The following is a 15,878-nucleotide window of genomic DNA, read 5'->3' on the forward strand; positions in this document are numbered from 1 at the left end:
CAGGAGGAGCCTCCTCCCGAATCGCGGTCCGAACGGTGCTGGTCCCCTCTCCCCGTTCTTGGGGAGCGGGTTGGGGTGAAGGGTCCAGGCGTTCGGACCTGACCTCGACACCTCGACCAAGCCTTCAAGAGGGGAGCACTTGGTTGACTGCCAGGAATGGGCCGGATGAATCTCCAGGCCGCGGCGATTCATTTTTTGTGACTGAGTTTCCTCTTTTTCTCGATGATTTCGGAGTCCGACCGCGCCGCCCCGGATCGACGCCGATCCCCGGCTCGGCACAACCCCCAAGGCGACGATGCTCCTCATCCAGGACTTTCCTCCATGAGCCACACCACCCTCAGCGCCGCCCGTTTGAACGCCAACCGCCGCAACGCCCTCAAGAGCACCGGCCCCATCACCGAGGCCGGCAAGTCCCGTGTCCGTCTCAACGCCTGGAAGCACGGCTTTCGGTCCGAATCCGACGCTGTCTCCCCCGACGAGGCCGACGCCCTCGCCACCCGACGCGCCGAGTGGGCCTCCGCCTTCCCCACCAATGCCGACGACGGCTACCAATCCTGGCTCGTCGCTCAACTCACCCTCGCCTCGGTCCGCATCGACCGCTGCCAGGCCCACCAGAACCACCAGGCCCTCTACGAGGCCGACCGTGCCGCCTCTGCCTGGGATCTCGACCGCGCCGCCGATGCCGCCAAACTCGGCGCCCGCCTCTCCCGCGACCCCGACCGCGTTGTCTCCTCCCTTTGCCGCTTTTCCGCCGGGCTCGACTGGCTCCTGATGCGCTGGCAATCTCTCGCCGATTGCCTCGAAACCGCCGGCTCCTGGGACGACTCCCAGCGCCGGCTCTGCCTCGACCTCATGCAGATCCCCGACGAGTTCCGCTCGTCCGACTTCACCATGCTCTCCCGCCTTCCGCTCGACGAGCTTCGCGACCTCGTCCGCGAGCAGATCGACGGCCTCGAATCCATCCGCGACTCGTCCTCCCGACTCGACCTGGCCAATCGCTCTCTTGCCGAGGTCGGCCTGCCCACCTCCGAAAGCTCCGAACTCGCCCGCCTCCGCCGCTACGAGTCCTCCCTCTGGCGCCGCTTCCGCTCCCTCGAAGCCTCTTACAAGGCCGCTCGCCCCCCTGCTCCCTGCCTCGACGATGCCGAACGTGACGCCGACGAGATCGACGATCTGCTGACCTTCTCCCGCATGACGGCTCCCGAGCCGGAACCGGAACCGGAACCCACCCTTCCTCCTGGCCCTCGACCCGAGCGACCCACGACGCGGGCCGTTTCGTCTCCGGAGCACCGACTGTCCCCGTCGCCAATCATCTCGTCCGATCCACCGATCCTCCAGAATCGTAAGGCCCGCCGCGCCCAGAAGTCCCACCGCAAGGCTCGCCAAACGTAGTCTCATGGAACGCGACCGATCAAACCCACCTGCCAAATTGGCAGCCCTGACCGAATCACTTCCACGTTACGACGATCCCGGTGGAACGGTTGCCTGGGAAGCCGGCTCGACGGTCTTCTCAACGGTTCGCCGCGCCCAGCGTCCCGCCAGCACCCCGCCGACAACCAGTTGCAACGGGTGATAGACCATGATCGGCAGCAAGATCAGCCCCAGTTGCGGGTCCTGTCCGAAGATCAAGGACGCCATCGGCACCCCCGAGGCGAGCGTCTTCTTCGACCCGCAAAAGATCGCCGCGATCTGATCTGGCTCGGAGAACCCGAGCCACCGGCTGGTCAACGTGGTCGCCGCAATCACGATCGCCAGCAAGGCCGCTGTCCCAACGAGCGTTCCCAGTACCGGACCCAGTCCATGCTCAGTCCAGACCTCCCGCTCCATCGAGTCGCAGAAGGACGTATAAACGAGCAGCAGAATGGTCCCTCGATCGACCTTGTTGATGAACCGCTTGTTCCGCCCTGCCCAGGCACCCAGCCAAGGCCTCGACAGCTGCCCGACCACCAGCGGCAGAACCAGCCAGATCACCAGGTCGATCACCACCTCGCCGAAAGGCAATCCCTTGCCCTGCGCCTCGGCCATCCACCCCAGCCAGAGCGGCGTCAACACCACCCCGAGCAAGGCCGAGATCGTCGCGTTGAAGACCGCCGCCGCCACGTTTCCCCCCGCCGTGGCCGTGAGTGCCACCGACGAGGACACCGTGGACGGCAAGGCACACAGATAAAAGAACCCCAACCTCAGGCCCGGCGACATCCGATCGCCCACCAGCCAGAGCATTGCGATCCCCAGCACCGGAAAGACCAGGAACGTGAACCCCTGAATCAACAGATGCAAGGGCCATTGAAGCGTCCCTTCCCGAAGGCTCGCGAACGGCAAGGACATCCCATGCAGAAAGAAGATCAGGGCCACACCTGCCTTGGTGAGCAGCTCCGGCTTCAAGGCCCCTCCACTCGCCCCCGGTTCCGGGAACAGGTAGGCCAGGCCGACCGCCGCTCCCATGCCGATCAGAAACCAGTCGGGCCGCGGTCGAAACGGTTTGCGAGCGACGGTGAGCGTCATGGAGGATTCCGCCGGAAGAACTCAGGAGACGGCCGCCAACGGACGATGCCCCGGAAGGCCGTCGCGACGGGCGGCATCCTCGGGGCATCAGGACTGATCATCAATCGTCGATTGGGATCAGACGCTCAGGTGGGGGGCGTTGATCCCGGTGCTTTTGTAGCCGAGGGCATACTTCTCCCTCCGGGCCAGTTCCAGGTCATGTTCGACCATCATGCTGACAAGGCCGTCGAGATCGACCTCCGGCTCCCAGCCCAGCTTCTGCTTTGCCTTGCTCGGGTCGCCGAGCAACACGTCGACCTCCGAGGGCCTCATGTACTTCTCGTCGAACTCAACGAAGTCGTTGTAGTCGAGGTCGAGCTTCGAGAAGGTCTTCTCCAGGAACTCGCGGACCGAGTGGGTTACGCCCATCGCCACGATGTAATCATCCGGCTCCTCTTGCTGGAGCATCAGCCACATGGCCTTCACGTAGTCGCCGGCGAATCCCCAGTCGCGTTTGGCGTCAAGGTTCCCCATCACCAGCTTCTTTTGCAGGCCTTCCTTGATCCGCGTCGCCCCGACGGTGATCTTCCGGGTCACGAAGCTTTCGCCGCGACGGGGGCTTTCGTGGTTGAACAAAATCCCCGAGCAGGCGAACAGGCCGTAGGCTTCCCTGTAGTTGATTGTCTGCCAGTGGGCGTACAGCTTCGCACAGGCATACGGGCTTCGGGGATGGAACGGCGTTTCCATCGTCTGAGGGGGCGGGGCCGAGCCGAACATCTCCGAGCTGGACGCCTGGTAGAACTTCACCGGCTGGCTGCGGGCGAGCTGGCGAACGGCTTCGAGCAGACGGAGCGTTCCTACCCCCACCACATCGGCCGTGTAGATCGGCTGGTCGAACGACACGCGGACGTGGCTCTGCGCCCCCAGGTTGTACACCTCATCCGGCCGAATCGTCTCCATCAGCATCGACAGGCTGGAGGCGTCTCCCAGGTCGGCGTAGTGCAGGTGGAACCGATCGGCATAGGCGGGGTTGCGGACAATGTGGTCGATCCGCGATCGGTTCAACGTACTGGTCCGCCGGACCAGGCCATGCACCACGTAATCCGGCTTCTCCAGCAGGAAGTCGGCCAGGTACGATCCGTCCTGACCGGTGATCCCGGTGATCAACGCATGCTTCATCGATCCGTCCCTCCGCGTGGCATTCGATGGGGCCGGGTGCGTCCTTGCGTCCCGGTGGCGGCCTCGGCGCGAGTCAATCGGCCGGCGTTGCCGGGGCCGATCGATCGGGCCGGGGTCGAGGAAGTCTCAGGGGATGTGATACGAGGCCCGATCCTCCGGCAGGACCGGATCAATCACGTCGAGCAATTCCGCAATGAAGTCGCGCAGCTCGGCATCGCCGAGCCCGGTTTCGCTGGGGTAGAAAACCTCCACCGTCAGCCCCGAACCCCTCGTGGTGCGGCCGTGGCTGCTTCGGCTGGAGATCGGCAGGCCCCGCACGAACCGCTCGACGCGACCTTCTCCGAAAATGTAGTACCAGAATCCGATCTTTTGAACCAGTTCACTCTTGCCGTACCCGAGCAGCGAGACCATCTGCGGCGGCCCACCGGACCGCTCGATCTCGACCACCTTCGTCAACGCCTCGACCTTCTCCCAGCCGCCGGACGGCAGGCAAACTTCTGGCGAGTGCCGCAGATTCAGGCCGCGATCCGAGTAATTCATCCAGAGCCAGACCTGCACTCCCGGCCGCCCCTTCAACGTGTAGACCCGGTTCAGGTACTCCGTCGCCTGCGACTCGACGGCAATTTTCTCGTCAACCGGCTCATCCTTGCCCACCCAGTTTCCCAGGGTCATCGGAATCGTTTGCAACGATTGCTTCAACGGCGGCCGTTCCGTCCGGGTCGCTCGCTCGACAGCCGCTTCGGCGACCAGGCCGAGGCTCAGGATCAAGAGGCCCAGCACCGCGCGTCGGGTCGTGGTCATCGGTGGTCAGTCTCCCGCGAAGTTCAAGGGGTCCAGGCCGCTCGGTCATTGTCCTCGGTCTTGGGAGTCGATCAGCCTGCCGCCGGGGCCGGGTTCGGAGAGGTCGAGGTCGGCCGGTCCTCCTCGACAATCATGTTCAGAATCGCGCACTCGATCCGCAGCAAGGCCAGCCCGAATCCCATGAGCAAGAGCCCCTCGATCGTGTGGAAGGTCCCCATCGCCAGCTTCGGATCGTATGCCATGATCCAGCCGGTCAGCACCACCCGCGCGACGTTCGCCGTCAGGGCGACCGGGATGGCCGAACCGATCAGGACCAATCGATACCACCGTGGCCTTGGCGTCAGGAATGCCACGGCAGTCGTCAAGGCAAGAAACCCGGTCAGCTGCCTCATACCGCTGCACGCCTCGGCCACGAACATCCGGACCCCGCCCGGCAAGGTCAGGTGGTTCCCCTCGCAGAGCACCGGCAATCCCGTGCCGTTGAGAATCACCGAGGCCGCCTTGCTGACCATCAGTTGCAACGGGTTGGCGATCGTCGTGTACAGGTGGATCGGTAAGGGGACCATGAACACCAGAAACGCCAACGCGAACCCATACCGAGACAGGGCATCCCGACCCGCGAACAACGCCACGATTCCCGCCAGCCCCGCGATGAACGACAGGTCGCTGGCAATCCCGACCGGCACCACAATCGTCGCCAGGCGTCCCAGCAGGGCCATCATCAGCAAGACCACCCCCAGCCCCACCGCCGGCACCTGCCGGATCGGCCCGTACTGGGCGGCCATGTTGGCGAAGTAGAGGCTGATGAATGGAACAAGAAATCCATGACTGTAGTTCTGATCCGTCGACCAGACCTGCACGAAGTGCACCAGAGTCGAGCGGAACAGCAGCGCCAGCAAGGCCAGGCAGGCCGCGGCCCCGAGCAGGGCCGTTCGGCCATCGCTTTCCCTCCACCCGTCCCGGATCTGGGCCAGCAACGGGGGCAGTTCACGAGGAGCCGGCGCGGAAGCGTCGTCTCGGGCCGAGATGGTGGAAGTCGCCAAGGGTTCGTCTCCTCACTCTCCGAGGGTCCGCGATCGCGACGGTCGGACCGAGGCAGACAGGTCGGTCCCGTCCCCCTCGCCGCCGCCGGTGCCGACCAGGCTCATCCCGCGCCGAAGCTGGGTTCGGATGGCCTCACTCGTGACCGGGTCGTTCGGGTCAGTAATCATGCTGGCCAGCAAGCAGGATCGCTCCTCGCTGTCCTTGCCGGTTCGGCCGTACAGTTCCGCCAGGTTGAACAGCCAGGAGCGGCGGGCCGGCTCCTCGGCCTTGGACAGGTGATCGAGGGCCGCTTGATACTGCTCGGTCGCCTCGTCGAAGCGGCCGGCCAGAGCCATGGCTTCGGCCGAGGCTGCCAGATGCAAGGCCGTCGAGCATCCCGCAGGAGCCGGTTCGTCTCCCAGCGCGATGGCTCGATCGAGGGCCGCGTCGGCCGCCGAATCCCCTCGCTGACGAAGCAATCGGGCGGCGACGAGCCAGGCTTCGGCCACGTCGGGCAAGATCTCCTCCCAGTCCTCGGTCGACCATTCGGGGCGGTTCGCCATGTCGAGCACGACGACCTTGATGACCTCTTCCAGAGGAAGGCCGAAGCGTCCGCCGCGAGGCTCGCTATGGAAGGTCGGTGAGGCTGAGAGCTCAGGCTGGGCGCGACAGGCCATCTCCAGGGCGATTCGGTACGCTCGCTTCGCTGCCTCCTGCTTCCCCTCGGAAAGCAAGGCCCGGCCGGTCCAGCTCAAGCTCCAGACGTCTCGGCTGAGGCCCACGGCCGAGGCGGCCGGGTCGTTCCCCGGTTCCTGAAGGGCTCGCCAGGCTTTGGCGAATCGCAGGCTCGGATGACCCGGAGCATTGCCCGACGCTGCATGCAGCAAGTCGCCGGCTCGCTCCTGATTGGCCGGATCGAAGCCGATTCCCTGACCAGAGAGCAAGGCCGCTCTCATGATCATCTGGTCGGCTGTACTGTTCCACCACTTCGCCGCCGGCAGCTCCTGCTCACGCTCAAGCAGTAGTTCAAGGGTATTCCCTTCCGGTCGCTTCCCTTCGGCCAGTTGATCGGCCAGGCGTCCGGTCCCTCGGTCCACGACTGCCCAGGTCCAGGAGAGCCGAACCCCCGCGACCCCGACCGCGACGGCCACGAACATCAAGGGAATGCAAAGCCACGAGCCTCCGGGAACCGTCCAGCCATCGGGAGCAATCCGATCAGTCGGAAGGGGAAGGCTGGCAACCTTCCGGTGTCGACCCGCAGGCCTCGATCGCGTCCGATCCCGCTCCGGTTGGGCCGTGAGAATGGCTTTCGCCGAAGGCCAGTCTCCGGATCGATTGACCACCGGCTCGCGATCGTCGGGATCGGTTGCGTCCTGGCTGAAGCGGTCGTATGGTCCTGAGGGGCCCTCGGTCGGCTCGCAAGCGGGAAGGATCGCTCCGCAGGGCTCGGCCGAGGCGATCCCCGCTTCCCCCCGCTCCTCCCGAACTTCGACCTCTGGTTCCGGCACGTCAATCGGTCCGGGGGCCGACTCGGAAGCATGACGCGGTTCCGGCTCGGCAGTGTTCCGGCTCAGGAACGAGACGAGCTCAGACAGCCGGATCGTCGGCACCGCCAACCTCGGACGATCCGCGTCAGGTGTGATTGGATCCTCTGCCTGATCCCCCTTGACCTCAGCCGTCTGCTCCGATCGTTCTGAAGAAGGCACTTCGAAAGCGACGGCCAGGCCCTTCGAAGTCGATCGGCCCTGTTCCTTCGAGTCGTCGGTGGATTCCTGGGCCAAGGCGCCCGAATTGGCCGGAACCTCGACCGCAATCGGGACCGAATCCTCCCGGAACGGCAGTTCGACCGCAACGACCCGCTCCCCTTGATCCCCCCGAAGCTCCTTGGTGAGAGACTCGACCACATGCTCGATCGGCTCACAACCGTCGGCTGCCTGCGCTGGTTCCTCCGAGACGGCGATCGGAGCGACAGAATCGGGCTCCGCCTCTGCTCCGGTCGGTGGAGCCGATCCTTCGAGAACCTCCTCGTCCGTCGACATCGAACCCGGGTCGGTCGCCTCCTCCTCCTCGATGAGCAGGGTCGGTTCGGGACCGGGCTCAACACTCGGCAGGCCGACATCCTCGTTCTCAATCTCAAGAATCAGGGCATCCGGCTCGGAGATGATTTCGAGAGGAATCGCGGGCGCGGTCGATTGGAGCAACACCTCGACCGGCACGATCTCCTCGGTCACTCGCAGCGATCGGCTTTGGGGCCGGGCCTCGGTCGCGGGCGGTTCGCTGGCCTCAGGAGGATTGAGTTCGACTGCGGCGGTCGTCGCCCGAGGGGTAACCTTCGGCTGCGATCGGGCCTGCGGAGTCGGGTACGACGGCGGCTGACCTGGGATCGGATGGTCGTACCGAGGAGCGGCGGGAGCCACCGGTTCCCTCAGCGTCCTGAGCGAGGGCTCCGGAATCACCGAAGGCTTCAAGTGTGCCGAGGAGGTGCGGGACTTTGGCTCCGGCTGTCTGACGGGACGTTGTTCCCGGTTCTTGATCGAGGCGCCGGCCGCTCGCCAGCGAGCTTCCCATTGGCGTTCGTGGAGGCGATCCTTCAGCCATCGCTCCCGCTGCTTGAGCCTGGCTTCCAGGCGAGCGACCTCGGCCTTCTGCCGATCCAGCGGATCGTCAGACCCCTCCAAGCCTTCCTCGGCGTATCGGCCGGCCTCCGGTTCCGACTCGATTGGGACGACGACCTGTTCTTCAGCGTCGAGCGTGGGGTCGGCATCGGATTCGGGACCATCCATTGTGGGCAAGAGGGTCAACCATCGGTCGGCCAGGCGGAGGGTCGAGCCCATCGGGACGGGTCGGGGAGCGTCGGCCGGTCGACCATCGAGTGTCAGCGTCGAGGAGGCTTCAACCGGCTGAAGGTGCCAGGTATTCCCGCGTCGACGGAGCAAGCACTCGACCTCAGCCAGCGCAGGATCATCGAGCCGGACCTCGCACGATCGGCCCCGGCCAATCCGGACGCTCGCCTCGGTCAGCGAGACGATCCGGGTCGCCCGGCTATTCCGGGCTCGGATGTGCAGAAAGGCCGCATCGTGCATCCTGATCGCTCCTCCTTGAAGCTGATCCGCAACGCGGGGAATCCCGGCTCCTCGTCAGGCGGCCTCGACAAACAGATCGGTACCCCCGGACAACCAGCGGTCCAGGATCCCCAACACCGCACAGGCTGCCAGAGCCACGGCGGGCAGCTCAACCGTCCAGTGAACGCTGGCGAAGACTCCGAAGCAGACCGCCGAGGCCACCAGGCCACAGGCCAACGCCCGGTCGGCCGACCCGACCCGCCGCCAGGCCCGGATGATCCGGGCAAGGCCCCACAGAAAGGCCAGGCCAAGCACTCCCGCTCCTGCCAGGCCCGATTCCACCACCCACTGCAAGACACTGCTGCCTGCGGTCGTCGGGCTGGCGTCGGTCGTTTTGTACGACGGAATGACCCGGCCGAAGGTGCCCAGGCCCGTTCCGAGGATCGGGAAGTCCCGGATGATCTGGGCCGACTGCCTCCAGAGCCGCTCTGCTCGGTCCAGATCCGCCGTGATCGGAGCAAGTTTCGGATCGGTCCCCCAGCCGGCAAAACGGTTGGCCGAGACCCCTGCGCCCAGACTTCCCAGGGCCAGAACCGTCAGTCCCACTGCCAGCCACCGCGACCCGGTTGGCCAGGCTCCCGGCAATCCTGCCAGCACCAGACCGACTGCAAACGGGATCGCCAGCAAGGGCCCGCCGATCACGCCGATCAGGGCCGAACCCGCCAGAACCACCAGCACCAGCAAGCCGACCAGCGGGGCGAGTCCCGAACGGCCGATCCGATCCGCCATCGGTTCTCGACTCCCCCGCGGAGCAAGCAGATGCAGCAGCAAGGCCAGCGACAGCGGCAAGCCCAACGCTCCGATCGCCAGGTAAGCGCCCGGGCCTCCCATCAGGCTTCCGATGAAGAAGGGCCGATCGGGTTGAGGAAGCAACCACGGTCCGTTTGCCCCACCCTCTTCGGCCAGGGGGCGGAGGACCGAAGTTCCTGGAGCCCTCAGGAGATCAAGGGTCGAAGGGGCCCAGCTCGGGGCCTTGCCAGGGGTGATGATCCCCAGCAGCTCAGGAACGTTGCCGACCAGCTGCACCAGACCGATGCCCGTCATCAGCACGAAGATCCCAACCACGCTGCCCCAGATGACCATCGTCCGGCCCAGCTTCCGGGCGAACCGGGCCGAGGTAACCAGGACCACCAGCCCAATACTCGCATCGAACAGCCATCGGAGCGTGGCCGATCGGTCGACCGTGGCCGGGGTCCGTGAGGCGAGCGCCTCGGGAAGATCGGCCTCCGGGTCGTCGGCCAGGACAAGGCTCGACGGCACCCCTCGGGCATGCAGCGATCGGGCTTCCGGGGCGATCCGACCAGCCAGGCTCGCGGGGATCGGCGCGAGCTGCACGACCGCCAGGCTTACAGCCAGCACCCCAAGAACCGGCAACGGACTGAATCGAATCCGGGCCTGCCCCTCAATCGCCACCCGGGCCAGTCCGAGGACGACCAGCAGCACGGCCAGGGCCGCAATCACCGGCCGCCACCACCAGACCACGCCGCCAAAGGCCAGCGCCGTTCCGGCGAGCATCCCCACAAGGATGCCCGCCTGAAGGCGATCGGTCCACTCAAGGATGCGGATGCGAAAGGTGCCCACCGGGAGTCTCCGGTTCGAGTCGAATCGGTGCAGAACAGCTCGGGATCACTCCGCCGCGGCCAACGCTCCGGCCGCTCCTCGCGTCCGGCCGCCGAGTCGGCCCGAGGCCACCGGACCGACCGGTTCGCCATGCTCATCAAGGTACGAAGAAACACACGACCAATTGTTCACGTCTTCACACAATCCATTGAAGACCACGCCGACAATTGGGGCGTTCGATTGTTCGAGCATCGTCCGGGCTCGAAGGACCGGCCGAAGGTCGTTTGCCCCGGCTCGGACCACGAGGATCGCAGCATCGACGATTCGCCCAAGCATCCGACAGTCCGCCAGGCCGAGAATCGCCGGGCCGTCAAGGATCACCCGGTCGTAGTGTCGCGAAACGGCCGTAATCAGTTGCTTCATCTCCAGCGCTCCGAGGACCTCGACGGGGACTCCCGAGGGGTCGCCCGACGGGAGGAAGTCGAGGTTCGGGATGTCGGTCGAGACGACCGTGCGTTGCCAGGGCATCTCACCTCGGAGGACATCGACGAGGCCAAGGTCGTGCTCGGTATCACCCTCGCCGTCATCGAAGACCGGCCGGAGACTCGGGCGGCGGAGATCGACTTCGAGCAGCAGGGTTCGCTCGCCGGATCGAGCACAGGTGGCGGCCAGGTTCAGGGCGGTGGTGCTCTTCCCCTCGCCGGCCTTGGCACTGGTAACGAGCAAGGTCACGGCCGGTTTGCCCTCGGGGCAGGTCATACCGACCAGACTGGCTCGGAGGTTTCGGTAGGCATCCGCCTCGGCCGAGTGCGGAGCGCCGGCGGTCCAGAGGTGCCCGCCACGTTGCAGCCGGGCCGTTCGCTTCATCCGGGAAATGACCCCGAGCAAGGGGAGGGTCAGGCCGGTCGTCAGTTGCTCAGGAGCCCGGACCGAATGATCGAGGTGTTCGATCGCCAGAACGGTGCCCACGCCCGAGACCATCGAGACGAGACAGACGAGGGCTACCATCAAGGTGTATCCCGGACGAACCGGCTTGGGTGGCGGGGTGGGGCGCTGGACGACGCGAACCGGCTTGTTCTGGGTCTTCGAGAGCACGTCGAATTGATCGATCTTCGCCCGAAGCATGGCGATTCCGGCGGCGGTCCGCTCGCGTTCCTTGAGCAAGGTGAGGAATTGGTTGTGATCGGGGGCCATGCGCTGGATGTCGCGGAGCATGCTCTGTTCCGCTTCCTCGATCTGGGTCAGCTCGCCGGTGAGGACCTCTCGATATTGAGTGAACAGGGTCGTGGTCGGATCTTCCTGGGCTGCGTTGGCCTGAAGCGACATCTCCTGAAGATCCTGAATCTGCTGGTCCAGGTCGCGTCGCATCTTCATGTAGCGAGTGATGGCCGGGTCTCGCGGATTCCGGGCGACGCGGGTGACCTCTCCGATCCTCTGGTCGAGGGCCTGGCGACGATCCATCAGGTCCGCGATTTGCCGCTGTTGCACCGAGACGCCAGGATCCTGATCCTTGGGGAACATCCGGGCGATCCAGAGCTGATGCTGAAGCTGATCCAGGCTGTTCTGCTTTTGCCGCTTCAGCAGGTCGAGATATTGATAACGATCGACCAGCCGGTTCGTGCCGTCGGGAGAGAGGTCGGGCGAGTTGGCCATCGCCTGGCTGATCCGGCGGTCGATCTCGGACAGCTCGTCGTACATCTTCTTGATGTTGGCCTCGGCGGCGGCCTGCGAATTGACGACCTTGTCATCGACTTCAGCCTGCGAATCACGTTCGTATTCTTCGAGCCAGAGGTCGAGAATTGTGGCGACCCGGTACGGATCATTGCCTTCGAGATGCACATCGTAGCGAGTCGATTGCGCCAGGCGGTTGGTTTTGAGATTGGCAAGAAGTTCCTCGACCGGATCTCCTTCGGACCGCACCGGAGGGCCGATCCGAGGGCTTCGGAGCACGTCCTCGACCGTCTGCCGGTTTCGAAGGTGGGCCAGGCGATTGGCCTCGTACTGCTCGGCGGTGACGGCCGAGAGATTGATCGAGTCGTCGGCCATCAGGCTGGCGAGGATCGAGTCAAACTGAGGTGGTACGATCTCGATCTGGGCCGATGCCCGATAGACCGGCTTCTGGCGCAGGACCAGGGTGGTGCCGATCGTCGCCAGCACTCCACCCACGAGCACGATGAGCCAGAAGCGTCGTCGGAGGGCTCGAAGGTAATCAGACGGAGACTTCCCCGAGGTCGAGCCGGTCGAACCGGAGGAACCCACCGCCGACCCCAGAGGGATGTAGGCCGGAGCCGGGGAATGGGGGGCGGGGACCGCCGAAGCCGACGGGGCAGTCGCGTGTTGGGGAACCCCGGCGGGCTGGCCGCCATAGGGGAGGATGATCCGCTCCATGAGTCACACCCTTCCTTGAGCGTCGCGTCACGGTCAGTCGGTGTCGGGCGATTGGGGGACGAAGGCCACTCCCGAGGGGGGGGAGGACCAGCCACCAGCGAGCCCGGCGGGTGCCGTTGCCAGCACCAACGTGGTGCCGGGCTTCGGCGATCCGCTAAGGACGTTCTCGGGCTCCGACCCAAGCGAACGCCCGAGCGCCCCGTCGGCCAGCAGCCGACCCAGGCGCTCACTGCTCGCCAGCGAGAGCCGCTGCAGGAATCGGAACGCGATGTCGGAGGCCAGGTCCGATCGATCGCTGAACCGCAAGTCGACCGTCAGCAAGGCATCGCCGGCACCAAAGAGTCGGAACTGGGCGGTGGGACCCGACAGGTGATCGGCCGAAGCAGCTCGATCGGTCGACTCGGCCCAGTCTCCCTGATGGCGTTGGGTCGACTCGGTGCCCGGTCCTCGGAACGTCAATCGAGCCGCCGAGCAGCCGAGGATGTTGGCGGTTTCGGCCATGATCTCCAAGACCCGGTCGGGATCGGCAGCCAGCTCGACACGCTGAATCGCCTCCCAGGTGGCCTTGGCGGCGCGGCGTTCCTGGCGACCGCGGACCATCCGAGCTGCCAGATCGTTCCGCAGTTCGGCCAGTTCGTTGCGACGGCTGTACAGGATCACGACGAAGGCCGAACAGCCGGAGCTTCCGAGGATCAGGGCCAGGACATCGCTTCGCATCGCCACTCCGAGCAAGACAACACCGCAGAGAAAGGCGGTGAAACTGTAAAGCATGGCCGCGGCCTGCCTCGGGTCGAGTCCGAGGCCGATGAGGACATGGTGGACATGGCGGCGGTCGGCGGCTGTCAGGGGAAGGTTGCGCACCCATCGCCGAAAGATCGCCAGGGCCGTGTCGGAGATGGGCAATCCCATCGCAAGGATCGGCAACAGGATCGAGACGGCCATCGTTCCCTTGAGCGAGCCTTGAATCCCGATGACCCCGATCAGCATGCCGATCAAAAGGCTCCCGCTGTCTCCGAGAAAGATGCAGGCCGGATGCCAGTTGTAGAGCAAAAAGCCGGCCAGGCCGCCGGCAAGCGCTGCTCCCATCAGTGCCGATCCGTAGTTGCTCAGGGCCACAGCCACCAGCATCATGGTGGCCGCGACGATCAACCCGACGCCCGAGGCAAGTCCATCCATTCCATCGATCAGGTTCCAGATGTTCATGCATCCGAGGAACCAAAGCAGGGTGATGGCGATGCTCGGAAGGTCGAGGAGCAACGTCTCGGAGCGACCCGGAATCCCGAGGCTCAAAGGCAGACTGAGCGAGAGTTCCAGGCCGAGAATCTCGACCGACTCGATCCGGATGCCTCCGGCATAGAGGAGCATGACGGCCATCGCCTGGCCGAGCAGCTTGGCTCGAGGTGTGACGCCGATCGTATCGTCGACGACACCGAGCACCAGGACCACCCCCGCCGCCATACCGATCCAGGCGAGGGAATCGGCCCAGGTGTCGATTCCCGGCCAGCTCGGCATCAGGCCGCCGAAGGTCAGAGCTCCCAGGCCGACCGCCAGGCCGACGGCCAGGCCCAGGCCGCCAAGGCGAGGCGTGGCTCCCTTGTGCACGCGGCGGAATTGATCCGGCCGGTCGATCGCCCCGGCCCAGATGGCCAGACGGGTGACGATCGGTGTGGCCAGCACGCAGCCGAGAAACGAGAGCGCGAAGACGAGCAGGTAGGAATCGGGCGTCATGGACCGGCACCAGCTCCATCCGGCCCGGACGTGCGAACCGAGCACAACGCCCACCGGGGGCGAGGTCATGTTCGCAAGCATCCGTGCTCGATTGCGAATCCTTCGATTCCATTCGACGGAGACGGTCCAACGGTCGTTTCCGGGACCGCGGACCTAGGCTGGCTGACCGTACCAGGTCAACCAGGGCGGTAAAGGGCTATTGCCTGAAACCGATCTGCAGACGCAAGTGTGTCGTCTTCATGACTGGGAATCTCCTCCTTGATGAATCGCGAAGGGTGTTTGGCTCAGGAGTCGGAAGCGTCGGGAATATCCGGGATTCCGAAGGCTCGATGACGGGTCTGATCGTTCAACCGTTCCGTGGTGTCGCTCCCGCCGTTGGTGATCGAGCGGCCGTAGTATGAACAGGGAACCGTCGAGGGTCAAGAGGGAATCAACGATCTGGGGTGATCGAGGAGCCCGCCCCCGGTTGGGACTGGGGGCGGGCTGGCGGGGTCAATATTGATCGGCGCTGAGCACCTCGCCGCCGGCTCGTGTGCCGAGGGCCATCCAGGTGAGCTGGTTGATGGTTGACTTGATAAATCGAACGCTGCCGTCGCCCATTAAGACGTTGCAGCCACCGGGGTGGGCGCTGGTCGCGTTGTTGATGTGGGAGTTGTCCATGCCGCAGCCGCCGCAGCCCTGGCGGCAGGAATTCCAGGGAGATTGTGTCGAATTCGGGGGGACGATGACGTTGAAGAGCGTCATCGCCGGCGCTCCCCAGCCCCAATACTGCCCAGCGTTCTGATAGCCCGACGACTGAGCGCCATTCGTGTTGTAGAACTCGTTGCAAGCTTGCAGGGTGAGCTGAAGCCCGGGCATGTTTTCGAGGGCGTTGGTGCTCTCCCACATCCCACCGCCGGAGACGCCCACCATGCCGTTTCCGGGAGAGCGATCGGGGGTGCCGGGGACGCCGGTCAGACGTTCGGAGAACGCGATGGTGTTGGCCGTGCCGTCTCTGATCCGAGAAATCGGGTACGCCTGGGTCATGGCGAACAGCCCGGAACTGACCGTTTGGGCCCGGTAGCCGATCGTGGTGCCGAGGCTGGCGTAGTAGTTATTCGAGAACTGACGGCCGGCGTTGAAATCCGACGGACAAAGAAAGCTCGTGACGATCGTTCGATACGAGGTGTCGTTGGCCGCCTGGCCAGCGGCGCTGGCGACAGGAGGAAGCTGGAAGTTGATGGCGTCGTAGATCGGCTTCGCCTCAAGATAAGGCAGCAGCAGGGCGTGGGCGCTCCAGTTGTTCCAGTTATAGATGGTCCCGGCCTCGTCGGCGTAAACGCGAGACGATCCCATCGGGAAGGTGTCGAAGACCGAGTGATAGTTATGAATACCAAGGCCGATCTGTTTCAGGTTGTTGGTGCACTGGGCACGGCGGGCGGCCTCTCGCGCACTTTGCACGGCGGGCAGCAGGAGGGCGATCAGCACGCCGATGATCGCGATCACGACGAGCAATTCAATCAACGTGAACCCACGAGGGGCTCGCGACGGCTGCGGTTGATGAGTTGAATGGGTTCGCATGCGTAAGGCTCCTTCGATGCTTGAGTCGAGCGTGAA

10 protein-coding genes are annotated in these 15,878 nt (G+C 65.0%); 1 reads left to right on the plus strand and 9 read right to left on the minus strand.

The genetic code is table 11. The features are described 5' to 3' along the window. The first annotated feature begins 321 nt into the window (after positions 1-321). Positions 322-1,392, plus strand: coding sequence for a hypothetical protein (locus HG800_RS10060; RefSeq protein ID WP_169976466.1), 1,071 nt, complete (start codon positions 322-324; stop codon positions 1,390-1,392). Positions 1,393-1,458: 66 nt separating this feature from the next. On the opposite strand, the gene HG800_RS10065 is transcribed toward HG800_RS10060, so the two are convergent. The 9 genes from HG800_RS10065 to HG800_RS10105 all read right to left on the minus strand — a co-directional run bounded on the left by HG800_RS10065 (position 1,459) and on the right by HG800_RS10105 (position 15,842). Next, a complete protein-coding gene (locus HG800_RS10065) occupies positions 1,459-2,502 on the minus strand; it encodes a bile acid:sodium symporter family protein (protein ID WP_169976468.1) in 1,044 nt (347 codons plus the stop codon). 117 nt (positions 2,503-2,619) lie between these two features. After that, positions 2,620-3,660 (minus strand): GDP-mannose 4,6-dehydratase, encoded by a 1,041-nt coding sequence (gmd, locus tag HG800_RS10070; RefSeq protein WP_169976470.1) that lies wholly within the window; start codon positions 3,658-3,660, stop codon positions 2,620-2,622. Positions 3,661-3,786: 126 nt separating this feature from the next. Next, positions 3,787-4,461 (minus strand): EpsI family protein, encoded by a 675-nt coding sequence (locus HG800_RS10075; protein WP_169976472.1) that lies wholly within the window; start codon positions 4,459-4,461, stop codon positions 3,787-3,789. A gap of 71 nt (positions 4,462-4,532) precedes the next feature. Beyond that, a complete protein-coding gene (locus tag HG800_RS10080) occupies positions 4,533-5,504 on the minus strand; it encodes an exosortase/archaeosortase family protein (RefSeq protein ID WP_169976474.1) in 972 nt (323 codons plus the stop codon). 12 nt (positions 5,505-5,516) lie between these two features. Next, positions 5,517-8,567 carry an FHA domain-containing protein gene (locus HG800_RS10085; RefSeq protein ID WP_169976476.1) on the minus strand — a complete coding sequence of 1,017 codons (3,051 nt, stop codon included), beginning with the start codon at positions 8,565-8,567 and terminating at the stop codon, positions 5,517-5,519. Positions 8,568-8,621: 54 nt separating this feature from the next. Continuing rightward, entirely contained in the window at positions 8,622-10,187 is a 1,566-nt protein-coding gene (locus tag HG800_RS10090; RefSeq protein WP_169976478.1) for an O-antigen ligase family protein, read from the minus strand. 45 nt (positions 10,188-10,232) lie between these two features. Next, the gene (locus HG800_RS10095) at positions 10,233-12,554 is read right to left on the minus strand and encodes a polysaccharide biosynthesis tyrosine autokinase (RefSeq protein WP_169976480.1); all 2,322 of its coding nucleotides are present in this window, start codon (positions 12,552-12,554) and stop codon (positions 10,233-10,235) included. Positions 12,555-12,587: 33 nt separating this feature from the next. After that, positions 12,588-14,351 carry an MraY family glycosyltransferase gene (locus HG800_RS10100; protein WP_235963570.1) on the minus strand — a complete coding sequence of 588 codons (1,764 nt, stop codon included), beginning with the start codon at positions 14,349-14,351 and terminating at the stop codon, positions 12,588-12,590. A 423-nt stretch (positions 14,352-14,774) separates the two neighbouring features. Next, entirely contained in the window at positions 14,775-15,842 is a 1,068-nt protein-coding gene (locus HG800_RS10105) for a DUF1559 family PulG-like putative transporter (RefSeq protein WP_169976482.1), read from the minus strand. Positions 15,843-15,878: the final 36 nt, after the last annotated feature.

It is taken from the genome of Tautonia rosea (assembly GCF_012958305.1).
Lineage (GTDB): Bacteria > Planctomycetota > Planctomycetia > Isosphaerales > Isosphaeraceae > Tautonia > Tautonia rosea.